Consider the following 25825-nt stretch of genomic DNA (forward strand, 5'->3'; position numbering starts at 1 on the left):
CATGAAATTTACGACACCAGCGACCACCAATCCCATCGACCAGCTGAAAGTCGTGGGCCGTCCCACGGACCGCATCGATGGCCCCCTGAAAACCACGGGCACGGCGCCGTATGCCTATGAACAGAACAAGGCTGCGCCGCATGCCGCCTACGGCCATGTCGTCGGCGCGGCGATTGCCAAGGGGCGCATCGCGTCGATAGACACGAGCGCGGCGCGGCGCGCACCCGGCGTGCTGGCCGTGGTGACGGCGGAATCGGCTGGGAAATTGGGCAAAGGCAAGATGAATACGGCAAAGCTGCTCGGTGGTCCGGACATTGAACATTACCACCAGGCCATCGCGCTGGTGGTGGCGGAAACCTTCGAGCAAGCCCGCTCGGCCGCGCAGTTGCTCGACGTCAAATATGTCGAGCAGAAGGGTGTTTTCGACCTGGCCAAGGCAAAAAGCACGGCCACCAAGCCGAAGGATGGCAAGCCCGACAGCAAGACGGGCAACTTCGCCGGCGCCTTTGCCAATGCGCCCGTGCGCCTGGACGCCACCTACACGACGCCTGACCAGTCGCACGCCATGATGGAGCCGCACGCCTCGATTGCCGCCTGGGAGGGCGACAAGGTGACGGTGTGGACGGCGAACCAGATGGTGGACTGGGGCCGCAGCGACCTGGCCCGTACGCTTGGCATTGCGAAAGACAAGGTGCGCATCGTTTCGCCATACATTGGCGGCGGTTTCGGCGGCAAGCTCTTCGTGCGCGCCGAAGCCTTGCTGGCGGCCCTGGGCGCGCGCGCGGCCCAGCGTCCCGTCAAGGTGGCCCTGACTCGCCCCTTGATGATCAACAACACGACGCACCGGCCCGCCACCATCCAGCGCCTGCGCCTTGGCGCCACGCGCGACGGCAAGATCACGGCCATCGGCCATGAATCGTGGTCCGGCGACCTCAAAGGTGGGCAGCCGGAAACGGCCGTGATGCAGACGCGGTTGCTGTACGCGGGCCCAAACCGCATGACGGCCATGCGCCTGGCCGTGCTCGACTTGCCGGAAGGCAATGCCATGCGTGCGCCGGGCGAGGCGCCGGGCCTGATGGCGCTGGAAATCGCCATGGACGAGATGGCGGACAAGCTGAAAATGGATCCCATCGTCTTTCGCATCCTGAACGACACCAAGGTGGACCCGGAAAAACCGGGCCGGCCGTTTTCCCAGCGCCGCCTGATCGACTGCCTGCGCACGGGCGCCGTGGAATTCGGCTGGAAGGAGAGACCAGCGCAGCCGGGCATGCGGCGCGACGGGCGCTGGCTCGTGGGCATGGGCGTGGCGGCTGCTTTCCGCAACAACCTCGTCATGCAGTCCGCCGCCAGGGTGCGCCTCGATGGCAATGGCGTGATCACGGTGGAAACGGACATGACGGACATCGGCACAGGCAGCTATACCATCATCGCCCAGACGGCGGCGGAAATGCTGGGCGTGACCTTGAACAAGGTGGTCGTGCGCCTGGGCGATTCGGATTTTCCCGTTTCGGCCGGGTCGGGCGGGCAGTGGGGTGGCAACAGTTCCACGGCCGGCGTGTACGCGGCCTGCGTGCGCCTGCGCCAGGCCATCGCCGCCAAGCTGGGCTTCGATGAGAAAGAGGCGCGCTTTTCTGATGGCCAGGTGAGCCAGGGCGAGCGCAGCGTGCCGCTCGCTGCCGCCGCCTACCATGGCGACGTCGTCGCGGAGGACCACATGGAATACGGCGACCTCGATAAAAAATTCCAGCAATCGACGTTCGGCGCGCATTTCGTGGAGGTGGGCGTGGACGGCGACACGGGCGAAGTGCGCGTGCGCCGCATGCTGGCCGTGTGCGCGGCAGGCCGCATCCTGAACCCGAAAGCGGCACGCAGCCAGGTCATCGGCGCCATGACCATGGGCGTGGGCGCGGCCCTGATGGAAGAACTGGTGGTCGACCAGCGGCGCGGCTTCTTCGTCAACCACGACCTGGCCAGCTACGAAGTGCCCGTGCACGCCGACATCCCACATCAGGATGTCATTTTTCTGGACGAAACGGATCCCACGTCTTCGCCCATGAAAGCCAAGGGCGTGGGCGAGCTGGGCATTTGCGGCGTGGCGGCCGCTGTCGCCAATGCGGTCTACAACGCGACGGGGGTGAGGGTGCGGGAGTATCCGGTGACCTTGGACAAGCTGCTGGCAAGACTGCCGGATACGCCGCGCGGGGTGTAGTTTTTACATTTTCTCAGGCTACATTCAAGGGCAGATGACGGGCTTGGGCAGCGCAGCCAGCGCGTCTTTGTCATTGTGCGAATTGACCATGGCAAAGACATCGACGGCGCGATCGGATTGCATGTCGTTTACTCCCACGGAGGTGCCAATGCCTTGTGCGCCGCCCACCGAAATCACGGCATGTTCAACATTAAAAGTGGGTTGTGGCGTCAATATTTTTTGGACCACCCAACTGGCACGCGCCATGGCCAGCGCCTGATTCGAGCCATAGATGCCCATCGGTTGCGGCTTGAGCTGGCGCTTGTCGACCCGTCCGATGACTTCCCATCCACCAACCTGTATCTTGTCGTACCGTGCCAGCGCATTGCGGACACACTCTACGGTACTGTGCGCATCAAGCAAATGCCCTCCATCGGGAAACGGACCTACCGTCACGACTTTTCGTATGAACGTATAGTACGGACGTGGATTATTGACCGTATTTTCAACCTTGGTGAGCTTGACTTGAATTTCCCCGACCAAGTTGTCCAGCGCGAACAGTGTGGTATCAAACTTGATTTTTCCTCCCAAGCCCAAGATTGAACCGCTAACGAACATTATTCCACCGACAATTTTCTGACGCCATGTTTTCCCCAATAAAGAAAGCGCCGCGCCCAGCATCGCGAAAGTGGCAGCCAGCGCAATGAAGAGTGTCATCCGTAAGCCGTCAGCGACATTGCCACCTGTCGTTGGCGTGCTTGTTATCTGTTCTTGTGATTGAATGATTTCGTTGGCGAAAATGTAGTGGGAAGTGGATGAGGGAATCATCATCGAGATGATGAACATGATAGTAAAGAAAAGCATGGCCCATAGATAATTGTTTATCGCCCGGCTTGCCACCGTAAGATTGTCAAGTTTTATTTGATTGATTTGATGTAGCGAGGAAATGTAAAATAATACTTCATTTTTTTCATTCAAAAAGCTGTTTATTTTATTCTGCGGATAAAATGTTCCGCCGTTCTGGTAAGTAAAGAATGCTTTCGCAGTTAATCCTTTAATTATTGCGCGCAGCGCCGCAATCCATTGGAGCGGCAAGTAAACACAAGCAAAGATGAAAAAAAATCTCGTCATTGGCGTGTCGAGATGCGCTTTGCCAATGAAGAAAAGAACACATCCTGCTGCGAAAAGAAAAGCTAATATTGCAATATAGAGAATGATGTCCAAATTAATTTTATGGCTTTGTTTTTCTTTTTCCCCTTGGACTGCTTTTCCATTGCGATTCCACGAATCAGAAAAAAAACCGTAGTGCTTGTATGAGTTGGATAGTTTTTCGATCTTCTTTCCGAATATGTCATTTTCCTCTTTTTGACGACGTAGATAATTTTTTCCAGGCGAAGGCCATAGAAAGTCTGCCAGGAGGCGGGAAAGGGTAGCCATCAGTATCGTTGCGCAAACGCGCCAGTGTTGCTTGCGATTCGTGGCTTGTCAGCCCATTGGTCTTCAGCAAGCATTCCAGAAGTAAAACTGTGAACGGCGCGCAAGTGGTATGTGTCTTTCATCTTTGGTCCTGTCGGCATGCTGGTGAATCAGCTTTGGTATCGCGGAGTACGTTCGACATTTACCTCCCTATCCGGGTATTCTTATACGAAGGCATAGTCAGCTTGATCGCCCACATAGTCCGGATTTATTCATTTATTGTCAACATATTTCCATATGAAAACAAAATTTCGGATTGAACCATGTTTATTATCAAATGGTTTTGAGTGCCGTATCTGAAAAATGCTGATTGCGAAGAGACAGCGGCAAGGCGAATACCGTATGGCATGCATGCTGGGGGGCTGGCGGAGTGCTTGGCATCCATCGAATACGTGTCGTTCAGGTCCACCACCAAGTCTGCATACGGCACGAACTTGCTCTTGGCGAAGGCAAAACGGGCGCTGCTGTTATAACCGATGCGGTTCTTGTCCCATCGCGTCAGGCGTCTGCCCAGGGTGAATGGGCCGGACAGCGTCACGTCGGCGCTGCTCTGGTCGCGTTGGCCAATATGGCGGTTCGGATATCCAGCCATGGCCCTGCGCGTGTTCAGGAGCCAGCCGCCAGCGGCATTTCAAATTGGCTTGCCAGAATGTGAATATGGCAGCTTCGTTGGCAGGGTAATCATGGTCTTTCCGCTATACTGGCCCCCCGATATTGCCGCCCTTAGCCGAGAATCACCATGGACTTGAGTACCCACGCCGCCGTCGTCAATTGCGAAGCCTATCGCGACGGCAGGAAGATCGCCCACTTCGACATCGACAAGGTGGGCGACTTTCTCGGCGACCCCGATTGTTTCGTCTGGATCGGCATGGCCAGTCCCGATGCCACGGCCATGCAGGCGCTGCAATCGGCGTTTGGCTTGCACGAACTGGCCGTCGAGGATGCGCAGGGCGCGCACGAGCGGCCCAAGCTGGAAGAGTATGGCGACACCCTGTTCATGGTGGTGCACACGGCCACGCTGGACGGCGAGGCCATCGTCTACGGCGAAACCCACGTCTTTCTCGGCCCCCGCTTCATCATCACGGTGCGCCACGGCCCCTCGGCCGGCTATGCGAAGTTGCGCGAACGCAAAGAAAGCGTGCCCGAGAAACTGGCCAGCGGCCCTGGTTACGTGCTGTATTCCATCATCGACTTCATCGTCGACCAGTACCAGCCCTGCATCGACCATTTGCAGGCGAAGTTTCAGCACTATGAATTGCAGCTGTTCAAGCCCAGTTTGAGCGAGGACAAGCTGCAGGATTTTTACCAGCTTAAGACGGAACTGCTCAAGCTCGACGCGGCCGTCAACCCGCTGCACGACATCTGCACCCAGCTGATCCGCTTCCATGGCGACATCGTGCCCAAGGAAAACCGCATCTATTACCGCGACATTCTCGACCACGTCAAACGGGTCACGCATACGGCTGGTCAGATGCGCGAGCTGGTCAATTCAGCCATGCAGGTGGCGCTGGGGCAAATTTCGATCCGCCAGAACGAGGTCGTCAAGCGCCTGGCCGCCTGGGCCGCCATCCTGGCCGTGCCCACCATGGTATTCAGCCTGTACGGCATGAACTTCGAATTCATGCCGGAACTGAAGTGGCGCGGCAGCTATCCGGCCGTGATCGTCGTCATCATCGCCGGCTGCTACTGGCTGCACCGGCGCCTGAAGCGCGAAGGCTGGCTGTAGCCGGCACGTTTAGCCGCCGGCCACCGCGCTTGCCGCCTCCAGTATCAGCGCCGCCACTTCCACGGGGCGCGAGACCAGCGACGCGTGGCTGGCGTTCAGGCTGATGACTTTCCTGGCGCCCAGGCGCGCCGCCATGCGTTCCTGGTTGACGGGGGAAATCATGCGGTCGGCAGTGGACACCTGGTACCAGCTGGGTTTGTGCTTCCAGGCCGGGTCGCTGACGGTGTCGCCGAAGGTACTTGCCAGCGGCGCTTTCTGCACCACGCCCAGCACGGCGCCTTCTTCCGCGTCGAGATCCTGGCAAAAGCTGTCATGGTAGTGCTCGGGTTTGACCCACGCATGGCTGCTGCCGGCGAACAGGGTCAGCTCGTTGCCGGCGCCGGTGCGAAGCGGTTTGCCCGATTGGCCATAGCCGCGGCGCGTGATGGCCAGCACGCGGTGGCGGCTAGTGCGACACCAGCACCGGCAAGGTCATGTCCTGCAGCACCGTGCGCGTGACGCCGCCCAGCAGCGCTTCGCGCAGGCGCATGTGGCCGTAGCAGCCCATCACGACCAGGTCGCAGTGCCGCTGGGCGGCCATGGACAGCAGGGCCGCGCCCACGTCCTGGCCCGGCGGCGTGTCGTGCTGCAGCACCTCGACGTTGACGCCGTGGCGCGCCAGGTACAGGGCCAGGTCGGCGCCCGGTTGCTCGCCGTGCGCGGCCGGCTGGGCGTGCGAATTGACGACGGCCAGCGTTACCTGCCGCGCCCCTTGCAGCAGCGGCAGCGCATCGGTGATGGCGCGCAGCGCTTCGGCGCTGCCGTTCCAGGCCAGCAGCGGATGCTGCGCGATGCCCGCCGGCGCGGCGGAAGGGGCGTACGGCACCATCAGCACGGGCCGGCCGCAGTGGAGCATCAGGTATTCGGCCGTGCCGGCAATGACGCGCGACGGCGTATCCTGCGCATCCGTCTGGCCCAGGATCAGCAAGTCGCAATAGCGCGCCTGCAGCAACAGCGCGCCTTGCGCGTCGTCGTCGACGAAGCGCGTTTCGTAACTGCCCAGGCCTTCCTCGCGGGCGATGCGCTCGAAGTCGTGCAAGGCCTCGCTGGCCTGGGTGCGCAGCGCCTGCATCTGCGCCGGCGCGAACTGCAGCGCGTTGACGCCGCCGCCATACGCGTAGCGCGAGATGCCGCTCATGGCCGAGCCGATCAGGTGGGCGCCGTCGGTGACGGCCAGGCGCACGGCCAGGCGGATGCGCTGGGCGCAGTGGCGCGAATTGTCGACGTGGACCAGCAGGGTGGTGTAGGGCATGGCGTTTTCCTCGGTTGTCGCTAGATTGTCGCTCGTTTGTCGGTATCAGGTTTGCAGCACGTAGCGGCCCGGCGCATCGCCCAGGTCGGGGCCCATCGCCGGCGGCGCCACTTGCGCGCCCGCGCGTTCTTCCAGCCAGGCTTGCCAGGCGGGCCACCACGAACCGTCATGCTGCGGCACGTCGCGCTGCCAGCTGTCCGCGTCGATGTAGGGTGCGTCGTGGCGGTGCGTGGCCAGTTGGTAGCTGCGGCGCGGCTGGCCCGGCGGCGAGACGACGCCCGCATTGTGGCCGCCCGAGGTGAGCAAAAAGGTGACGTCGGTGTCGGTCAGCAGCTGCAGTTTATACACGGAGCGCCACGGCGCCACGTGATCCGTCAGGGTGCCGACGGCGAAGATGGGAGCAGCGATGTCGGGCAGGGCGATGTGGCGGCCGGCCGTGCGGTAGCGGCCTTCGGCCAGGTCGTTGTGCAGGAACAGGCGGCGCAGGTATTCCGAATGCATGCGGCAGGGCATGCGCGTGGCGTCGCCGTTCCAGGCCATCAGGTCGCTGTCCTGCTCGTCTTGTCCCAGCAGGTAGTGGCGCAGCTGGCGCGACCAGATCAGGTCGTTCGAGCGCAGCAGCTGGAACGCGCCCGCCATCTGCTTTGTGTCGAGGTAACCCTGCTTCCACATGGCCGCTTCCAGGAAGCTGACCTGGCTCTCGTCGATGAACAGCGACAGTTCGCCCGGTTCCTTGAAGTCCACCTGCGACGCCAGCATGGTGAGGCTGGCCAGGCGCGCATCGCCATCGCGCGCCATCGTGGCGGCGGCGATCGCCAGCAGGGTGCCGCCCAGGCAGTAGCCGGCCGCGTGCACCTGCGGCGCGCCCGCGATGCGGGCAACGGCGTCAAGCGCGTCCATCACGCCCAGCTGGCGGTAGTCTTCCAGCGACAGCTCGCGGTCTTCTTCCGTCGGGTTTTTCCAGGAAATCATGAACACCGTGTGGCCCTGGTCCACCAGGTAGCGCACCAGCGAATTGTGCGGCGACAGGTCGAGAATATAGAACTTCATGATCCACGCCGGCACGAACAGCAGCGGCGTCGCGTGCACCGTCGCCGTCGCGGGCGCGTACTGTATCAATTCGATCAGGTCGTTGCGGTAGACCACCTTGCCCGGCGTGACGGCCACGTTCTGGCCTGCCTGGTAGCGGCGCGTGTCGTGCGCATACGGGCCCATGGCGGCGCGCTGCCAGTCGGCGACCGCATGCGCTGCGCCGCGCGCCAGGCTGGCGCCGCCGCTTTCCAGGGCCGATTGCTGCACCACGGGATTGGTCGGCAGGAAGTTCGACGGCGCCAGCATGTCGAGCCACTGGCGCACGGTGAAGGTGACGACATCCTCGTGGTGCGGCGAGACGCCGCGCACGCCCGTGGTGGCGCGGTGCCACCACTGCTGCTGCAGCAAAAAGCCCTGGTAGACAAGGTTGTACGGCCAGCGCCGCCAGGCAGGATCGTCGAAACGCCGGTCCTGCGGCAGCGGCGCGATGCACGGCTCGGCTGCACCGCCGGTCAGGGCCGATTGCATGGCGTATTGCTGCCAGCGGCCGATCTTCTTCCAGGCTTCCTGTAGCAGGGCTTGCTGCTTCGATGGCGCCAGCGCCAGGTGGCTGAGCCAGTCGGCATACGCGTTGCCCAGCGCGGCCGGCGAAATGCCGCCTGTGAACTTGCCCAGCCAGGCGTTCAGCAGCAGGTCCAGGGTGGCGCCTTCGGGCGCGCTTTCCGGATAGCCGGGCGCCGGCACGCCTTGCCAGGCGCTGCCCAGGCGCTCATGTTCCACGTTGTGCTGCGCGTCGCTCGGCTGCGTCTTGCTCATCCGGTGCTCCTGTCATTTTTTTACAGGATAGCAAGAGCTTGTTCAAAAAATTATGATCTACATCAAGTTTGGCCGGATGCGTGCAGCAGGCAGCTTGCCGTCTGGATAGCCGCCTCCGTTTCCTGCACAAACAGCCGCAGTTGCGCTTCCAGCGCAGCTAGCCGCGCCAGCAACGCCCCCTGCGGTGCCGTGGCCGCCTCGCGCTCGATGGCGGCGGCGATGGCGACGGCGGGGGCAGCCTGGAAGTTGGCCAGCAAGCCAGCCAGGGTATGCGCCTGCCGGCTTGCGGTGGGCCGGTCACCCGCCTGCAGGGCCGCGCGCAAGGCGTCCAGCTGGGCCGGCAAGCCGGCCAGGAACGACGCGCCGATGATGCCGATCACGTCCGCGTCGGCGTCGGCCAGCGCGGCGCCGTAATCGAAGCGGGGCGGCGTTTGCTCGCTGATTTGCAGCACATGCCGCTCGATCAGGCTGTGGAAGGCGGCGGTGCGGAAGGGTTTCGACAGGTAGTCGTCCATGCCACCGGCGATGCAGCGTTCGCGGTCGCCTTCAAAGGCGCTGGCCGTCATGGCGATGATGACGCTCCTCGGCATGCCCTGCGCCTCGCGCGCGCGTATCTGCGCGGTGGCGTCGAAACCGCCCATTTCCGGCATTTGCAAATCCATCAGGATCATGTCGAAATGCGCGACGGCCTGGCAATCGAGGGCGATGCGGCCGTTGGCCGCGTGCGTGACCCGGTGTCCCGCATTCGACAGCAGCACGGTGGCCAGTTCGCGGTTCATGGCGTTGTCCTCGACGAGCAGGATGTCCAGGCCGGGCATGTCCTTGCCCACGCGGTGGCGCGTGGCGACGGGCGCGGCGCCGGGCATGCCGCGGCAGGTGCCCAGCACGCTCATGGTGACTGCCAGCAATTCCTCGGGGCTGGCCGGCTTGAGCAGGTAGCCATTGATGCCCAGCTCGCGGCAGCGCGCCGCGTCGCCCAGGCTGCCGCTCGACGACAGCATGACGATGGGTACCTGGCTCCAGTGGGGCAGGGCGGCCAGGGCCGATGCCGTGTCGAAGCCGTTCATGCCGGGCATGGCGAAGTCCATGATGATGCAGTCCGCAGGCAGGCCGCCGCGGCAGCTGTCCAGCGCCGCCTCGCCCGACGTGCAGGCGGTGACGCTGGCTCCGCTGCGCTCGAAGATCCGGCGCAGGATGGTCAGGCTGCTGGGGTTGTCGTCGACCAGCAGGATGCTGCGTCCGGCCAGCGACGCGCCGGGCGGCGGCAAGGGCTGCTGCTCGCCGATGGGCAGGGCCAGGTCCACGGTGAAGCAGCTGCCCTTGCCCAGTTCGCTCGACAGACCGATGCCGCCGTCCATCATCGTCACCAGGCGGCGCGTGATCGACAGGCCCAGTCCCGTGCCGCCGAAGCAGCGCGTGGTCGAACCGTCTTCCTGCTGGAAGGCGTCGAAGACGGCCTCCTGCATGTCGGCGGCGATGCCGATGCCCGTGTCGCGCACGCACAGGCGCACCTGGGCCATGCCGCCGTCGCTGGCGCGCAGCCGGGCGCTGACGGCGACTTCGCCGCGCGGCGTGAACTTGATGGCGTTGCCCGCCAGGTTGGTCAGCACCTGGCGCAGTCGGCCCGGGTCGCCCAGCAAGGTGTGCGGCAGGGCGGGATCGACGTCGAGCACCAGTTCCAGCCCGCTGGCCTGGGCCCGCATGGCGTGCGCGCGCATGGTTTCCTGCATCAGCTGGCGCAGGTCGAAGGGGATGCTTTCCAGGGTCAGCATGCCCGCCTCGATCTTCGAGAAATCGAGGATGTCGTTGATGATGCACAGCAGGGCGTCGGCCGAGGCCTTGACGACTTCCAGGTAGTTGCGCTGGTGGGCGTCGAGTTCGGAATCGAGCACCAGGTCCGTCATGCCGAGGATGCCGTTCATCGGCGTGCGGATTTCATGGCTCATGTTGGCCAGGAATTCGCTCTTCGAGCGGCTGGCCGATTCGGCCACTTCCTTGGCCAGCAGCAGCGCCCGTTCGGCCGCCTTTTGGCTGGAAATGTCGACGATGGTGCCCACCAGGCCGTGCAGGCTGCCGTCGGACTTCAGCAGGGCCGCCTTGCTGCACAGGACATCGACCTGCCGCGCGCCGATGGTCAGCCGGTCTTCATATGTCTGGTTGCCCCTATCCTGCAGCAGCGCCAGGTCGTGCTGCAGCGCTTGCCGCGCCTGCTGCGGCGGCAGGATGTCCGCCACCGTCAGGCCCGGGATGCGCGCCTGGTCGAGATGGAAGAAGGCGCAGAAGGCGCGGTTGGCGCGCAGGTAGCGCCCCTGCACGTCCTTCAGGTACAAAGGGATGGGGATGGTTTCGATCAGCGCATCGACGAAATTGAGGTTGTGCCGCAGCTCGCGCGCCGCCAGGCGGCGCTCGGTGATGTCGGTCAGGCTGCCGGTGATGCCGGCCAGCCGCCCCAGGCCATCGCGCTCGGCGCGCGCGCACACGTCGATCCAGCGCACGTTGCCGTCGCTGGTGACATAGCGCGCTTCATGGCGCATGCTGTCCACCTGGCCGCCCAGCAGCTGGGCCAGGCCGGCGGCGGCGCGTTCGCGGTCGCGCGCGTCGATGAATTGCAGCACGCTCTTGCCCAGGCTGCCGGAGGCCTCGAAGCCGGTGATGGTGTACCAGGCGGGATTGAGGAAGGTCCAGGCGCCGTGCACGTCCGTGCGGAAGACCACCTCGTTGAGGCTGTTGACGACGTTGCGGTATTCGCGCTCGCTTTTCGCGATGGTTTCGGCCATGCGCTTGCTGTCGCTGATTTCCGTGCGGATGGCGATGTACTGATACGGCTTGCCGGCCGCGTCGAGGAAGGGCACGATGGTGGCGTCGACCCAGTATTGCCCGCCATCCTTGGCATGGTTGCAGATTTCACCGTGCCACACCTGGCCGGCCGTGATGGTTTGCCACATCTGCGCAAAGAAGGCGTCCGGATGCGTGCGCGAATTGATCAGGCGATGCGTCTGGCCGATCAGCTCTTCGCGCGCGAAGCCGCTGATGGCGCAGAACTTGTCGTTGACGTAGATGATGACGCCGGCCGTATCGGTGATGCTGATAATGGCGTGCTGATCCATCGCAAAGCGCTGGTTCTGCAGTTCGATGCGGCGCAGCTCCTGTTGCGCCACCAGTTCGGCCAACAGTGCCGACAGGCCCTCGATATCGCCGTCCTGCGGCAGGTGCAGGCCGGAATCGTCATTGTCGAGCAGGCGCACGGCCGCCACGCGCAGCGACTGGATCACGCGGTTGCGGCTGGCCAGTTCCGTGCGCAGCAGGTGATTCGTCATGCTCAGTTCATTCGAACTCAGTTCCAGGCTGCGCGAGCGCAGGTCCAGGTCGCGTTCGGACTGTTCGTAGGCGCCGTCGACGCGCAGCAGCAGGTCTGGCAGGCCGGCCAGGAAACTGGCCAGTTCGGGCGGCGTGCCCGCTTGCCCGCACTGTGCCTGCGCCTGTTCCAGCAAGGCGGCGCAGGCGGCGTCCGAGTCGATCGCGCAGACGCGGTTCAATTGGCGTGCCAGGGTGCGGTTCATGCTTCGCTCAATACAGTCACGGTCATCGTCTGGTTATGCAGCTGGCATGCGCCATGCGGCTGGGCGATGCCGATTTCGCCATTCGAGTAAAACCCGGCGATGCAGGCCGCGCCGCCCAGCAGGTCGGCCACGGCTTCGACTTCTTCTTCGACCCGGTCGCCCATCACCAGCTTGCGGCCGACGCAGCTGACCAGCAGGGCCAGCTGGTCGCCTGCCGCGTCGGCGTGGGCCTGTACGCCGCGCGCCGCCGTTTCGGCCCCGTCGATCAGCCGGTTGGTGCTGGAATGCATCAATTTCAGGTAGCCGTCGGCGAGGATGTCGCCGGCCAGGGTCAGCGACCCCTGTTCTTCATCGACGGCGAGGATGGTGCGGAAGATATTGCTTTTTTCATGCGCGGCCGTGAGCATTTCAAACGGAAACAGCAGCCCCGAGCCGGGCAGGCCGCGCGCATGGTCGCCCAGGTACAGCTTGTAGATGTCGAGCGCGCGCGCGCCGTCCAGGCCATACAGCACGTTGCCGACGCAGCGCGTCACCTTGCGCGCCGGGCCGAACGCTTCCCAGCCCGCATGGCTGCCGTAGCCGAGGCGCACATGGTCGCCGTACAGGCCGACGGCGACGACGGTGTTGTCGGCCGCGCCGCGCGGGCCCAGGGTCCATGTCTGGCGAAACGCGCCGCCGTCCGCCGCCAGCCCGCCGGACACCGTCACGCCCGGCGGCAGGTTCGCCTGCAAGCCGGCGATCAGGGCGCTGCCATTGATGGCCACGCCCGTGCCCAGCATGAAAACGGCCGTCAGGCCGTCCTGCGGCAGCGCCTGCGCCAGGCGCTCGCCCGTGTCGCGCGAATCGGCCATGTCGCAGATGATGGCGTCGGCAATCGCCACCGTCGTGCGGGCAAAGCGGATGGCGGTGATGACGCAGCTGTCGTCGTAGACGCGCTTGCCGGCGATTTCGCCGGCCGTGGAGCAGCCGGCGATGACGGCGCCGGGCAGCTGGCGGCGCAGCGCCGCGCTCAGGTCGGGCGCGGTAAAGTAGGCGCAGGCGCCGAAGACCAGCACCAGGTCGGGCGCCATGGCGGCCAGGGGCGCCAGGGCGGCGTCGATGTCGGCATGGTTTTTCAGGATCAGTTGTTGCACGCGCATGGCAGGCTCCTCGCTTACAGTGGGTGGGCGTGATAAAGGACGGGATCGGGCAGGCTGTCGCTGATGGCGAGCACCTCGTCCCAGGCGCCCAGGAAGGCGTCGATGCACAGCGGGCAGAAATGGCCGCCCCGGTTTTCCTCCAGGTACTGGCGCGCCTGCCCTAGCGGCCAGGCCGGCTTGTACGGGCGCGCCGAACTCAGGGCGTCGAAGACGTCGGCCACGGCCACGATGCGCGCCGACAGCGGTATCCGTTCACCCGCCAGGCCGCGCGGATAGCCGCTGCCGTCGTATTTTTCGTGGTGGCCGCAGGCGATTTCCTCGGCCAGCCGGATCAGCGGCGAATCGCTGCCGGCGAGGATCTGTCCACCGATTTCCGCATGCTGGCGCATGATGGCCATCTCCTTGGGATCGAGCCGCCCCGGCTTGAGCAGGATATGGTCGGGCGTGGCCAGCTTGCCCACGTCGTGCATGGGAGCCGCCTTGAGCAGCAGCGCCTGCCATGACGCGTCAATTCCCAGTTCCCGGGCGATCAACGCCGAGTAGCGCGCCATGCGCATGATGTGGCCGCCCGTTTCGGGATCGCGGAATTCGGCCGCCCGCGCCAGGCGCGTGACCAGTTCCATCTCCCTGGCCGTGACGTTGGCGATGGCCTCGGCCACTTCGTGTTCGAGCAGCTTGGCGCGGTCGGCCAGCAAGGTTTGCGCCGTGCGCAGGGCCAGCAGGTTGCGCACGCGCAGACTGAACTCGATGGTGTCGACTGGCTTGGTGAGAAATTCCGTCACGCCCAGCGAAAAGGCCTGCTTGCGCACGGCGCGGTCGTTTTCGGTGGTGACCATGATGATGGGGATGTCGGCCATATCCGGCATTTTGCGGAAAATGCTGAGGAATTCATTGCCCGACAGGCTGGGCATCCGGTAATCGAGCAAGACCAGCTGCGGCACGTTCGATTCGCACCAATACAGGGCATCGATGGGATCGCTCATGCAGACCGGTTCGATGGTGCTGGCCTTGCGGGCCAGGGTCGCCAGCAGGTTCAGGTTGGTGTCGTTGTCATCGACGATCAGGATGCTCATGGTGTCTCCGGCGCAGTGCGGTCAGGTGGCGGGCGGGACGGCGATGGCTGGCTCAGGCCGCCAGCTTGTCCGTGGCGTGCATGCCCAGGCCCGCCAGCAGGCTATCCATGTCGAGCACGATCAGCATGCGCTCGTCCAGGGTGCCGATGGCCGTCACGTGGCCGGCCATCGCCGAGCCGTGCAGCTGCGGCGGTGGCTTGAGCTGTGCCGGCGCCAGCGGCACCACGTCGGCCACGCGGTCTACCACGATGCCGGTGGCGCCGTGCGGGAAGACGAGGATGATCACCACCGTCGAGGCGTCGTAGGCGGGGTCGGTCTGGCCCAGCGCGATGCGCAGGTCGAGCAGCGGCACGATGCTGCCGCGCAGGTGGATGAGGCCCATGAGGAAGGCGGGCGCATTGGCGATGCTGGTCACGGCCCCGATACCGCGGATTTCCTGCACCAGCGCGATGTCGATCGCGTACTCCTCCTTGCCCAGTCCGAAGACCAGCAATTCCCGGGCGCCCGCCTGCGCAGGTTGGCCCGCCGCTGTGGCATGTGTCGTGGTGGTTTCCATGTGCTTGCTCCTGTCAGGTGCTGCGTGATGCATGAAACTGCGAAAATCCCCAGGGTGCTGCTCAAGCCTGCTCGATGCGGTTGCGGCCCTTGTTCTTGGCCTGGTACAGCGCGGCGTCGGCCTGCATGAAGCCGGCTTTCCAGTCGCCGTTGTTGGGCAGCGGCGCCAGGCCGATGCTGATCGTCGCCGTGATGGACGTGCGCTCGAAGGTGACGCAGGTTGCGGCCACGGCAAGCCGGATGCGTTCGGCCACGCGGTGCGCCGTGCTCATGTCCGTATGTGGGAACAGCATGCCGAATTCCTCGCCGCCCACGCGGGCGATGACGTCCGATGCCCGCGCCTGTGACTGGAGCACGGCCGCGATGGCTTGCAGCACGGCGTCGCCGGCCGCGTGGCCATGCCGATCGTTGACTTTCTTGAAGAAATCGATGTCGGCGATGCCGATGGTCATCGGATTGCCCGCGCGCCGGTCCCGCGCGGCCGCACGCACGGCATCGATCTCGAAGGCGCGGCGATTCGGCAGGTGGGTCAGGGGATCGCTCAGGGCGATGCGCTGCAACTGCTGCCAGCGGGCCGTATTCTGCTGTTCGATGGCGCGTTCATGGCGCTGGTCGATGAAAAAGGCGCCCATGTAGTTTTCATCGTCCAGCTTGCCCAGGTCCATGGCCTTGAGCACGATGGGCAGCATCGAGCCGTCGCGGTGGCGTATGGCGAAATGGCGCTTGTGGCCGAGTACCTTGGACTTCTTGTAGCCGGCCAGATAGGCGCCGATCCGCGCGCCATGCTGTTCGCGCACGGCGTCGGGCAGCAGCGCCTCGATCTGCTGGCCCGGCAGGCTGCCCGCGGCATAGCCGCTCAGCGCATACATGGCGTCGTTCGCATAGCGGATGCGTGAGCCGGCATCGATGATGACGGCGGCGTCGTCGGCGGCGTCGAGCAGACGCAAGGCCAGGATTTTGTTCATGTGCGTGTCCCCTGCAAAGAAGGCGGAGCTGCCGGGCGGTCGAGGCTGCGATAGCTGTTGCACCGCTTTGATTTCTCCATGGAAATCATCATACATCAAATAAAATTGATTTCAACAAATATTGCGATTTAAATGATTTTATTTGGTTTTTTCGCACAAGCAGCTTCAAGCCTGAGCGGCATAAAACGCTTCTCATCCACCATTTTCTCCTATGGCGTGGCATATTCTTTCCGTTGTGCCGCTTGCCGTCGTACTAATGAAACGTTTTTTTCGTGAATTTATTTATTGTATTTGGTTAATTTATGTCGCACAATAAAGCCAAACCAGACCAGTAACCGTAGATAGAGGAGATGGACATGCATACGAGGATGTCGGCAAGGAGCAGTGCAGAGGCGGGCAGGGAACGTCCGCACGGGCCGGGCGGCCATGTGTCCGTGCGGCGTCTGAAGGCGATAGCCTACCTGGCCCTGTTGCTGGCCGTGGTGCCGGCTGCGGCCTGCATCGCCACGGGGCGCGCAGGCGTGCCGGTGCTGTTTTCCACCATGTGCGGCGTGGTGTCGTGCGCGGCCGGCGGTCATGCGCTCTAGCGCGCGGCTTGCGCTTCCTCGCAGATCCATGCCATGAAGGCCTGCACGGCGGGGCGCGTGGCCGCGTCGGGCCGCGCCACCAGATAGTAGGCAAAGCGCGAGGGCCAGGGCAAGTCCAGTACTTGCACCAGGCGCCCGGCGGCGATCTCCTCCTGCGCGTACAGCTGCGGCACCAGGGCCAGGCCCTGGCCCGCCTCGGCCGCGCGTATCAACAGAAAATCATCTTCGAAGGCCGAGCCGCGCAGCGCCCGCGCCGCATCCTCGCTGTCGTCCGGGGCGCCATGCGCGGCCAGCCACAAGGGCCAGTCGGCGCGGTCGATATCGTGCAGCAGCGGGTAGCGCAGGCAATCGCCCGGCGTGGCGATGGGCGGCTGGCCCGCCATCAGTGCAGGGCTGGCGACGGGCACCAGCACGGGCGCCATCAAGCGCGTCACCTGCAAGCCCGGATAGTCGCCCAGGCCGTGGCGCAAGGCCACGTCGACCCGGTCGCGGCGCAAGTCGACCAGCGCCGATGTCGCTTCCACGCGTACCTCGATCTGCGGGTGGCGCTGGTTGAAGCGGCCCAGGCGCGGCACCAGCCACGCGGCGGCAAACGTGGCGACCGTGCTGACGGTCAGCGTCTGGCGGGCGCCCATGTCTTCCAGCGCCTGGCTAACGCCGGCGATCTGCGCGAAGGCGCCCAGCAGGGCGGGGTGGACCCTGGCGCCCGCCTCGGTCAGACGCAAGCCCTGGCGTTCGCGCGTAAACAGGGGCATGCCGACCCGTTCTTCGAGCAGGCGGATTTGCTGGCTGACGGCGCCCGACGTCACGTGCAGCGCCTCGGCGGCCGCCTTGATGCTGCCGCGCTGGCCCACTTCGACAAAGGCGCGCAGCGCCTGGAGTGGTAAAGGATGTTTCATCGATATAGTTTTTCTATAGCCGGACAGTAAAAATCATCGTTTCCATTCTTTGAGGATAACAACGAGGATGGCGGTGTTTACAAGGCTGATTGTACTTCAGTAAAACTATATCGACAGGACACTCCATGCACAGCATCACATCCCCGGCCGGTTCGCTTGAACTCTACACCGACAGCTCGCCCAACGGTTTCAAAGCCACCATCGCGCTGGCCGAACTGGGCTTGCCCTACCAATTGCGCCACGTGCGCATCGAGCAGGGCGAACACCGGCAGCCTGCCTTCCTGGCCCTCAATCCGCATGGACGCATTCCCGTGCTGGTCGACCACGACACGGGTATCACCGTGTTCGAGTCGGCCGCCATCCTGCTGTACCTGGCCGGGAAAACGGGGCGCTTGCTGCCGGCGGAGCCACAGCAGCGCTGGGCCGCCATCACCTGGCTGCAATTTCACGCGGCCAGCATGGGGCCGATGCTGGGCCAGCGCGTGCATTTCGAGATTGCGGAAGCGGGCGCGAATGCGGCCGCCACGGCGCACTTTCGCCAGTTGTGCGGCGCGGCGCTGGCCACCATGGATGGCCGTCTGACGGATCACGCTTACCTGGCCGGCGACGACTATTCCATCGCCGACATCGCCAGCTTTGGTTGGCTGCATATCGCCGACCTGGTTGGCTTCAGGCTCGATGACTGGCCGCACGTGCGCGCCTGGTACGCCCGCGTGGCGGCACGTCCGGCCGTCCAGCTGGGCATCACGCTGCCCGCGCCCGCCACGGGCGCCTGACCAACTTCAAGGAACAATATGAGCATGGACATCACGCAAGGCGCTTCATCGCAAGCCTTCACGCAGCACCGCGGCTACCGCCGCATGTTCGCGCCCGGCGCGCTCACCCTCGGCATTTATCTGCCGCTGCGCTTTTACCAGGGCGACATGCGGGCGCTGGCCGGCCAGGCCGACCTGGTCGCCGCCATGGACAGGCAAGGCTTTGCCGCCGCCTGGGTGCGCGACATTCCCCTGTTCGACCCGCGCTTCGGCGATGCGGGCCAGTTGTTCGACCCGTGGACCTACCTGGCCTACCTGGCGGCGCGCACGGACTCGCTGGCCCTGGCCACGGGCAGCGCCATCTTTACCCTGCGCCATCCCATCGACCTGGCCAAGGCGGCCGCCAGCATCGACCAGCTGTCGGGAGGACGCCTGGTGCTGGGCACGGCGTCGGGCGACCGCGCCAGCGAATTTCCCGCGTATGGCGTGCCGTACGCCACGCGCGGCGAGCGCTATGCGCAGGCCGTGCAGCTGTTCCGCCAGTTGCTGCGCCCTGGTCCCGTGCATGTCAGCGGCCCGCTGGGCAGCATCGAGGGCCTGGAACTGCTGCCCAGGCCCGTGGCGGGCGTCATTCCCCTGGTCGTCACGAGTTCCTCGGGCCAGCCGCTTGAGTGGATAGGGCGCCATGCGGACGGCTGGCTGACGTATCCGGAAGCGACGGATACGCCGGAAGGGCCGCGCCGGCTGGCGGACAAGATCCGCGCCTGGCGCCGGTGCATCCCGGATGGCGGCTTCCGCCCCCACATGTGCAATGAGTGGCTGGACCTGGTGGACGACCCCGACTACCCGCGCACGCCGGTGCGCAGCGGCTATGTGCTGCGCACGGGGCGCAAGGGATTGATCGATTTGCTCGGTGAATGGCGCGAAGCGGGCGTCAACCATGCGGCGCTGGGCATCCAGCATGGCCGGCGCCCGGCCGCCGAGGTGCTGCAGGAACTGGCGCAGGAAGTGCTGCCGCATTTTCCTTCGCATGCGGCGCCGTCCGGGGAAATTCTTCGCTGGTAGTGGCGCTAAAATGCCTGGCTGACTGAATAAATCAGCAAGCCGGCCAGGCCGCCCACGATGGTGCCGTTGATGCGGATGAATTGCAGGTCGCGCCCGATGGCCAGTTCGATGCGCTCGCTCATTTCATCCTTGCTCCACAGGTCCAGGCGGGCGGCGATGAAGGCGCCCACTTCGCCCCGGTAGCGGCGCACCAGCGAACCGCTGCCGGTGACGATGGCGGTGTTCAGCCATTCCCGCGCAGCTTTGTCCTCCTCCAGCACCTTGCCCGTGTTGCGCGCCACGTTGGCGATGGCTTGCGCCAGCACGGGCTGGTCGGCGTGCAGGTCGGCCAGCAGACGCGTGCTGATGTTGGTCCAGACGTCGCCCAGCATGGCTTGCACGGTATCGCTGGCGACCAGCTGCAACTGGTAGCGGCGCACGGTTTCCTGCCACTGCGGGTCGGCCTTCAGGTGCAGGGCGCTGTCGGCGATCCAGCCGGCGATGCGCTGGCGCAGCGGGTGCTGCGGATCGACGCGCACGGCGAGGGCGAATTTTTGCAGCGAGGCGATCATGCGCGGTTCATACGCTTTCACGGCCTTTTTCACGAGCGCGTTCTCGATCTGGAAAGCGCCCAGCACGAAGTCGCCGATGGCCGCGTGATGCGCCTCGTCGTCCAGGTAGGCGGCGCTGCGGTCGAGCAGGAAGTCCAGCAGCTCCTGCGGCTTGCCGTCGGCGATCAGCGCATCGATGCAGTCGGCCGCCACGTCCGATACATTCAATTGTCCCAGGTAGTTGCTGGCTTGCTCGCGCAGCAATCGCCCCAGCTGCTCGTGGTTGGCCATCGCCAGCAGCTGTCTGGCGACGCTGGCGCTGGCCATGCCCAGCTGCCGCGCATGGCCCTCGTCACCGAGCCAGGCGCCCAGGCGCGCGGCGGGATCGGCCTGCGCGATGCGCTCGGCGATGCCTTGTTCGGTAATGAAATGGTTTTCCACGAAGGCGCCCAGGCTGCGGCCGATGTCCGCCTTGCTGTTCGGGATGATGGCCGTATGCCACAGGGGGATGCCCAGCGGGTGGCGGAACAGGGCGACGACGGCGAACCAGTCGGCGATCGCCCCCACCATGGCCGCTTCGGCGAATGCCTCCACATAGCCCCAGGCGGGGTGGCCGTCCCGCTGCGAGCGGGCCACGGCGAAGACCAGCGCGGCCAGCAGCAGCAAGCCGACGGCCAGCCACTGCATGTTGCGCAGGCGCGTGCGCTTGAGCTGGTCCGTGCTCTGGTCCAGTTGTGCGATGAGGTCGGGGGAACGTTGCATGGATGGCGGCCTGCGGTGGTTGCGAGACCGCCATCTTAACTGCGGCAGCGACAGGATGTGTCGCTGCCGGGGACTTTTTACTGTTGCGGGTGCAGCAGCGAACGGCGGCGCGCGTAGCCGAAGTAGATGACCAGGCCGATCACCAGCCAGATGGAAAAGGCCAACCAGGTGACCCAGCTGAGGAAGGTCATCAGGCCCACGCACAGGATCACGGCCAGCGCCGGCACGTAGGGCACACCGGGGCAGCGGAAGGCGCGCGGCAGGTCGGGGCGCTTCTTGCGCAGCACCACCACGGCAATCGACACCATGGTGAAGGCGGCCAAAGTACCAATGTTGATCAGTTCGGCGAGAATGTTGAGCGGGATCACGGCGGCGATCAGGCCGAAGACGATGCCGACCAGCCAGGTGGCGAAGAACGGCGTGTGGAAGCGCGGGTGCACGGTCGACAGGCGCTTGGGCAGCAAGCCGTCGCGCGACATGGCGAAGATGATGCGCGTCTGGCCGAAAGCCATCACGAGAATCACGGTGGTCATGCCGAGGATGGCGCCCAGGTCGACGAAGCCGGCGATCCAGTTTTCGCCCGCATACTGCAGGGCCAGCGAGACGGGATGGTCGACGCCGAGGAATTTTTGGTACGGCACGATGCCCGTCATGATGGCCGAGACGACCACGTACAGCACGGCGCACACGGCCAGGGAACCGATGATGCCGATCGGCAGGTCGCGCGACGGTTTCTTGACTTCCTCGGCGGCAGAGGTGACGGCGTCAAAGCCGATGAAGGCAAAGAAGACGAGGGCGGCGGCGCTCAGCATGCCGTGGTAGCCGAACGGCATGTAGGGCTGCCAGTTGGCTGGCTGCACGTGGCGCGCGCCGAAGATGATGAACAGCAGCACCACGCCCACCTTGATGGCGACCATGATGTTGTTCAGGCGCGCCGATTCGCGCACGCCCCAGCCCAGCATGGCCGTCAAGGCCAGCATGATGACGAGGGCCGGCAGGTTAATGAAAGTCGTCACGCCGGGCAGCGCGCCCGGTGCGGCCGTCAGGGCGACAGGTAACGTTATGCCAAAGCCGGACAGCAACGACTGGAAGTAGCCGGACCAGCCGACGGAGACGGCGGCCGCGGCCAGGCCGTACTCGAGCAGCAAGTCCCAGCCTATCATCCAGGCGGCCAGCTCACCCAGGGTGGCGTAGCTGTAGGTGTAGATGGAGCCGGCCACCGGCACGGTGGAAGCGAATTCCGCGTAGCACAGGGCGGCGAAGCAGCAGGCGACGGCCGCCACGACAAACGACAGCGACAGCGCGGGGCCGGCCGTCAGCGCGCCCGTGCCGGTCAGCACGAAAATGCCCGTGCCGACGATGGCGCCGATGCCCATGAGGACAAGGTCGAAGGGTCCCAGCACTTTCGCCAGGCCTCCCGGTTTCTTGCTGTGGGCGATCATGTCATCCAAATTCTTGGTTCTAAATAAGCTCACTGTGTCTCCTGGTGGTTTTTGTCATGGCGCCATTGCCGCCTCGTGAGTAGCACGACGCAGCCAGATTCTAGCCCACGCGCCCGTGATTCCTGAAGGAAAACCGTACGGTGCCGTGCGCGCCAGCCCTGTAAACTTGTCCAGCAGGCAAAAAAACAGCCCCGGATGTGGGCCGGGGCTGGAAAGGAGACTGCTACAGTTGGTTACTCTGACTTACTTGGCAAAGTGCGCTTCAATTTCCTCCAGCGTCTTGCCCTTGGTTTCCGGCAGCAGGAAGGCCGCCGCCAGGAAGTACAGCACGGTGCAGCCGGCGCCGAAGAAGAACAGGGTCGAATAGCCGTGCAAACCCACCGTTGGCAGGAAGATGGCGGCGATCACCGTCGAGACGAACTGGTTCACCAGCAGGGCGATGCTCATGCCGTTCGAGCGGATGCGCGTCGGCATCAGTTCGGACAGGGCCAGCCACACGCACACGCCCGGTCCCACGGCAAAGCTGGAAACGAACACGCAGATGGCGATGGCCACCAGCCAGCCATGCGTGGACGAGGGCACGGGGCCCAGGCTGGCCTTCTCGATGCGCAGCGGCGCTTCGCGCCCGGCGGCCGGGTCGGCGAATGGGTTCAGGTGCAGCTTGCGGAAGAACACGCCGATCACGCTGTCAGGCTGCACGGCGTCGTCGCGCGCGATGGTCACCTGGCGCAGCACGGGATCGTCGCTGCGCAGGCTTTTCACATTCGTGAACGGGCCGTAGGCATAGGCGATGGTCAGCTGCTGCGGCGTGCCGTCGGCCGCGGCGCCCAGGGCCGTCAAGGTGGCCGCATCGAGCTGCAGGGACAGGCCGTCCGCTTGCACTTGCGCCGCGATGGCGGGGCGCACGTCGGCCAGGTGCGCTTCGGCGCCGCGGAACAGCAGGCCGGCCGTCAGCAGCGAGACGACGATGCCGCCCGTGCCCAGCATCAGCAGGAACTTGCGGCCCTTGCGGTCCACCAGCAGCACGGCCACCACGGTCATCACGGCATTGAGCACTTTCAGCAGCACGTCGGCCATGTTGGCCGAGGCGCCCGACAGGCCCGCCTGGTTCAGGATATTGACGACATAGGCGAGGATGGAATTGATGCCCGTCGCCTGCGTGCAGGCAAGGATCAGGCAAGCCAGCAGGAAGGGCAGCACATAGCGGCGGCTCAGCAGCGGATCTTTGGCCTTGCCGCTGGCCTTGGCCGTATTTTCCGGCGTATCCTGCATCTCGCGCAGCTCGATGTCGGCGGCGGCGGGCAGGCGCGTGCGCAGCAGCGACTGGCGCGCCTGCTCGATGCGGCCCCGTTGCGCCAGCCAGCGCGGCGATTCTGCCAGCAGCAGGGCGCCGACGGTAAACACGAGGCCCGGCGTCAGACAGACCCAGAAGATGCTGCGCCACGCATGATCCTTGGCCGTGAAGATGGCGGCGATGCGGCCCGCTTCCGGCAACGCTTGCGCGGCCTGCGTGGCCGTTTCCACCGTCTGCGCCTGCAGCAGGCCGATCAGGGCGGCGGCCACCAGGCCGATGGTCAGCAGCAGTTGGAACAGGGCGGCGCCGCGTCCGCGCTGTTGCGCGGGCAGGCATTCGGCCAGGTACAGGGGCACGACGACGCCGATCAAGCCGCCGCTGATGCCTTGCAGCAGGCGGCCCAGCAGCAGCGGCGTGTAGCCGTCGGCCAGGGCGATCAGCGGGATGCTGGCGCTGAACAGGGCGCCGGCCAGGAACATCACCCAGCGCCGGCCCAGCAGGTCGGCCAGGGCGCCGGCGAACAGCGACGACAGGACTGAACCCAATAGCACGGCGGCGACGATAAAGCTCAGCTGCTGGGCCGTCAGTTTCCAGGCCACCGAGGCCGTCGATTCCAGGTAGGGCAGGGCGCCGGCGATGATGCCGATGTCTATGCCGTACAGCAATCCCCCCATGCCGGCAATAAATAGCAGGTAGCGCATGGCCCACACGGGGGCCTTGTGTGACGTGTCGTGCATGGTAACTCCGGGACGGGGTTGAGGTAAGTTGAGGTGGTCTAGCGGGTGGAAAGATCGATGGCCGCGCCTTCGACGAAGACGGATACTGGCTGTAGTGTGGAATCGAGGACGACGATATCGGCCCAGGCGCCCGGTGCCAGTCGGCCCCGTCCGGATTCGCCCAGGTAGTCGGCCGGGTACAGCGACAAGCGGTTCGAGGCGTCGGCCAGGTCCAGGCCCAGGTCGACGAAATTGCGCAAGGCCTGGTCCATGGTCAGCACGCTGCCGGCCAGGGAACCCGTGGCCAGGCGCACGCAGCCCATGCATTTGTAGACGCGCTGCGTGCCCAGGCCGTACTCGCCGTCCGGCATGCCGGTGGCTGAGGTGGCGTCCGTCACGCCGTACAGGCGGGGGATGGCGCGCAGGGCCGTGCGCAGGGCGCCCTTGGCGACGTGCTGCAGGTCGGGGATGATTTCCGCGTATTCGGCATGCGCCAGCGCCGCGCCCACCATGCCCGGGTCGTAATGCGTCATGCCCGTCATGCCGTTGTACAGGTGGGTGAAGCCGGAGACGCCGGCTTTCAGGGCGGCCACGCCTTCGTCATACGTGCCGGCGCTGTGGCCGATCTGCACGCGGATGCCCATCGCCGCCAGTTGCGGGATCAGTTCCAGGTGGCCGGGAATTTCCGGCGCCATGGTCAGGACCTTGATGGGGGCGATGGCGTGGAAGCGCTGCACCAGCGCCAGGCTGGCCTGCACCACGTCGGGCGGCTGCGCGCCCAGGCGGTGCAGGTTCAAAAACGGGCCTTCCAGGTGCACGCCCAGCATGCGCGCGCCGTTGGCGGGGCGCTCGGCGATGACGCCGGCCAGGCCTTGCAGGGCGCGCAGGATCGACGGCTCTTTCGCCGTCAGCGTGGTGCCCAGCAGGGCCGTGGTGCCATGGCGCGCGTGCACTTGCGCCACGGTGGCGCCCGCGTCTCCGCCTTCCATGATGTCGACGCCGGCCGCGCCATGCACGTGCAGGTCGATGAAGCCGGGCAAAATGGTCAGCGCGCTGTCGGCGGCAGGGTCTTCTTGTATCTGGACGATGCGCTGGTCAAAGGTGATGGTGCCCGTGATCCAGCCAGATGGGGTAAGGATTCTGCCGCTCAGCATGTGTTATTCCGCTATAAAAAGTTCGATGCCCAGCTTTTGCAGCCCTTCGCGGTACTCCTGGCTGATGCTGGCATCGGTGATGACGGTATCGACCCGGTCCAGCTGCACGATGCGGTGCAGGCTGACGCGGCCGAACTTGGAGGCGTCCGTGAGGACGATGATTTTCTTGGCCCGTTCCACCATCTTGTGGTTCAGGCTTGCTTCCGCTTCGTGGTGGGTGGTCACGCCAAACTGCAGGTCGAAGCCGTCCACGCCCAGAAACAGCTTGTCGAAGCTGTACGCCTGCAAACAGGTTTCGGCCTGGCTGCCCTGGATCGACAGCGACTGCTTGCGCAGCAGGCCGCCCGTCAGGATCAGGTCCACGCCGGGCGCGTCGGCCAGTTCCCACGCGATGTTCAGGCCATTCGTCGCCACCGTCACGCCGGTCGCATCGCGCAAATGGCGCGCCAGCGAGATCGTGGTGGTGCCCGAGTCGATGATGATGTTGTCGCCCGGTTCCACCAGCCGCGCCGCATAGGCGCCGATGCGCTCCTTCTGCTCGTGGTTGATGGCGTCCTTCTGACGTATCGTGTGTTCAGGCGGGGGCGTGCGCGTGAGGGTCGCGCCGCCATGGCTGCGCGTGGCCATGCCTTGCGCTTCCAGCGCATTCAAGTCGCTGCGGATGGTGACCGCGGACACGCCGAGCTTTTCCACCAGATCGGTCACCTGCACCGAGCCCTGCTGGGCAAGCATTTGGAGGATGGATTCACGGCGTTGGCTGGTATTTCGCATGGTGGCGGGCTCAGTAAAAAATGAAAATA

At 64.9% G+C, this 25825-nt stretch carries 20 protein-coding genes and 1 pseudogene; 5 read left to right on the top strand and 16 right to left on the bottom strand.

All coding sequences use genetic code 11. From position 1 onward, the window contains the following. Nucleotide 1: 1 nt before the first annotated feature. Nucleotides 2-2209, top strand: coding sequence for an aldehyde oxidoreductase molybdenum-binding subunit PaoC (paoC, locus tag KO539_RS09370; RefSeq protein WP_219308776.1), 2208 nt, complete (start codon nucleotides 2-4; stop codon nucleotides 2207-2209). Between the two features lie 24 nt (nucleotides 2210-2233). On the opposite strand, the gene KO539_RS09375 is transcribed toward paoC, so the two are convergent. Then, nucleotides 2234-3625 (bottom strand): hypothetical protein, encoded by a 1392-nt coding sequence (locus tag KO539_RS09375; protein WP_219308777.1) that lies wholly within the window; start codon nucleotides 3623-3625, stop codon nucleotides 2234-2236. Between the two features lie 247 nt (nucleotides 3626-3872). Then, complete coding sequence (locus tag KO539_RS09380) at nucleotides 3873-4256, bottom strand: hypothetical protein (RefSeq protein ID WP_219308778.1); 384 nt, start codon at nucleotides 4254-4256, stop codon at nucleotides 3873-3875. A gap of 147 nt (nucleotides 4257-4403) precedes the next feature. Between KO539_RS09380 and KO539_RS09385 the strand changes: the two genes are divergently transcribed. Continuing rightward, on the top strand, nucleotides 4404-5390 hold the full coding sequence (locus KO539_RS09385; RefSeq protein ID WP_219308779.1) for a magnesium and cobalt transport protein CorA: 987 nt from the start codon (nucleotides 4404-4406) through the stop codon (nucleotides 5388-5390). Between the two features lie 9 nt (nucleotides 5391-5399). Here KO539_RS09385 and KO539_RS09390 read toward each other — a convergent pair. The 8 genes and pseudogenes from KO539_RS09390 to KO539_RS09425 form a co-directional block, all read right to left on the bottom strand. Beyond that, nucleotides 5400-5732: pseudogene (locus KO539_RS09390) on the bottom strand (alpha/beta fold hydrolase); the annotation flags it as partial. Between the two features lie 103 nt (nucleotides 5733-5835). Continuing rightward, nucleotides 5836-6681: a universal stress protein gene (locus KO539_RS09395; RefSeq protein WP_219308783.1), complete on the bottom strand. Its 846-nt coding sequence runs from the start codon at nucleotides 6679-6681 to the stop codon at nucleotides 5836-5838. Between the two features lie 45 nt (nucleotides 6682-6726). Continuing rightward, a complete protein-coding gene (locus KO539_RS09400; protein WP_219308785.1) occupies nucleotides 6727-8529 on the bottom strand; it encodes an alpha/beta hydrolase in 1803 nt (600 codons plus the stop codon). A 62-nt stretch (nucleotides 8530-8591) separates the two neighbouring features. After that, nucleotides 8592-12089: a response regulator gene (locus tag KO539_RS09405; protein ID WP_219308787.1), complete on the bottom strand. Its 3498-nt coding sequence runs from the start codon at nucleotides 12087-12089 to the stop codon at nucleotides 8592-8594. Beyond that, nucleotides 12086-13228, bottom strand: coding sequence for an FIST signal transduction protein (locus tag KO539_RS09410; protein WP_219308789.1), 1143 nt, complete (start codon nucleotides 13226-13228; stop codon nucleotides 12086-12088). Before KO539_RS09410 ends, KO539_RS09405 begins: the two co-directional genes overlap by 4 nt. A gap of 14 nt (nucleotides 13229-13242) precedes the next feature. After that, nucleotides 13243-14301 carry an HD domain-containing phosphohydrolase gene (locus KO539_RS09415; RefSeq protein WP_219308791.1) on the bottom strand — a complete coding sequence of 353 codons (1059 nt, stop codon included), beginning with the start codon at nucleotides 14299-14301 and terminating at the stop codon, nucleotides 13243-13245. 52 nt (nucleotides 14302-14353) lie between these two features. Beyond that, nucleotides 14354-14857 carry a chemotaxis protein CheW gene (locus KO539_RS09420; protein WP_035818347.1) on the bottom strand — a complete coding sequence of 168 codons (504 nt, stop codon included), beginning with the start codon at nucleotides 14855-14857 and terminating at the stop codon, nucleotides 14354-14356. Nucleotides 14858-14918: 61 nt separating this feature from the next. Then, nucleotides 14919-15821, bottom strand: coding sequence for a sensor domain-containing diguanylate cyclase (locus KO539_RS09425; protein ID WP_219308793.1), 903 nt, complete (start codon nucleotides 15819-15821; stop codon nucleotides 14919-14921). 356 nt (nucleotides 15822-16177) lie between these two features. On the opposite strand from KO539_RS09425, the gene KO539_RS09430 reads away from it, so the two are divergent. Next, nucleotides 16178-16408, top strand: a complete 231-nt coding sequence (locus KO539_RS09430) for a hypothetical protein (protein ID WP_219308795.1) — start codon at nucleotides 16178-16180, stop codon at nucleotides 16406-16408. Here the strand turns inward: KO539_RS09430 and KO539_RS09435 are convergent. Beyond that, nucleotides 16405-17307 carry a LysR substrate-binding domain-containing protein gene (locus KO539_RS09435; RefSeq protein WP_219308797.1) on the bottom strand — a complete coding sequence of 301 codons (903 nt, stop codon included), beginning with the start codon at nucleotides 17305-17307 and terminating at the stop codon, nucleotides 16405-16407. The genes KO539_RS09430 and KO539_RS09435 overlap by 4 nt on opposite strands. 125 nt (nucleotides 17308-17432) lie before the next feature. Here KO539_RS09435 and KO539_RS09440 point away from each other — a divergent pair, with 125 nt between their 5' ends. Together KO539_RS09440 and KO539_RS09445 are read left to right on the top strand one after the other, a co-directional pair. After that, complete coding sequence (locus tag KO539_RS09440; protein WP_219308799.1) at nucleotides 17433-18083, top strand: glutathione S-transferase family protein; 651 nt, start codon at nucleotides 17433-17435, stop codon at nucleotides 18081-18083. Between the two features lie 24 nt (nucleotides 18084-18107). After that, nucleotides 18108-19127, top strand: coding sequence for an LLM class oxidoreductase (locus tag KO539_RS09445; protein WP_257626256.1), 1020 nt, complete (start codon nucleotides 18108-18110; stop codon nucleotides 19125-19127). A gap of 5 nt (nucleotides 19128-19132) precedes the next feature. Here the strand turns inward: KO539_RS09445 and KO539_RS09450 are convergent, their stop codons facing one another. The 5 genes from KO539_RS09450 to KO539_RS09470 form a co-directional block, all read right to left on the bottom strand. After that, complete coding sequence (locus KO539_RS09450; RefSeq protein ID WP_219308801.1) at nucleotides 19133-20419, bottom strand: DUF445 domain-containing protein; 1287 nt, start codon at nucleotides 20417-20419, stop codon at nucleotides 19133-19135. 77 nt (nucleotides 20420-20496) lie between these two features. Beyond that, the gene (locus KO539_RS09455) at nucleotides 20497-21894 is read right to left on the bottom strand and encodes an amino acid permease (RefSeq protein WP_374106374.1); all 1398 of its coding nucleotides are present in this window, start codon (nucleotides 21892-21894) and stop codon (nucleotides 20497-20499) included. A 210-nt stretch (nucleotides 21895-22104) separates the two neighbouring features. Further along, nucleotides 22105-23892, bottom strand: coding sequence for an MFS transporter (locus tag KO539_RS09460; RefSeq protein WP_219308803.1), 1788 nt, complete (start codon nucleotides 23890-23892; stop codon nucleotides 22105-22107). 38 nt (nucleotides 23893-23930) lie between these two features. Then, complete coding sequence (locus KO539_RS09465; protein WP_219308805.1) at nucleotides 23931-25025, bottom strand: N-acetylglucosamine-6-phosphate deacetylase; 1095 nt, start codon at nucleotides 25023-25025, stop codon at nucleotides 23931-23933. Nucleotides 25026-25028: 3 nt separating this feature from the next. Next, nucleotides 25029-25796, bottom strand: coding sequence for a DeoR family transcriptional regulator (locus KO539_RS09470; RefSeq protein WP_034781637.1), 768 nt, complete (start codon nucleotides 25794-25796; stop codon nucleotides 25029-25031). Between the last annotated feature and the right edge of the window lie 29 nt (nucleotides 25797-25825).

This window comes from Janthinobacterium sp. NKUCC06_STL, from assembly GCF_019345455.1.
GTDB lineage: Bacteria > Pseudomonadota > Gammaproteobacteria > Burkholderiales > Burkholderiaceae_D > Janthinobacterium > Janthinobacterium rivuli.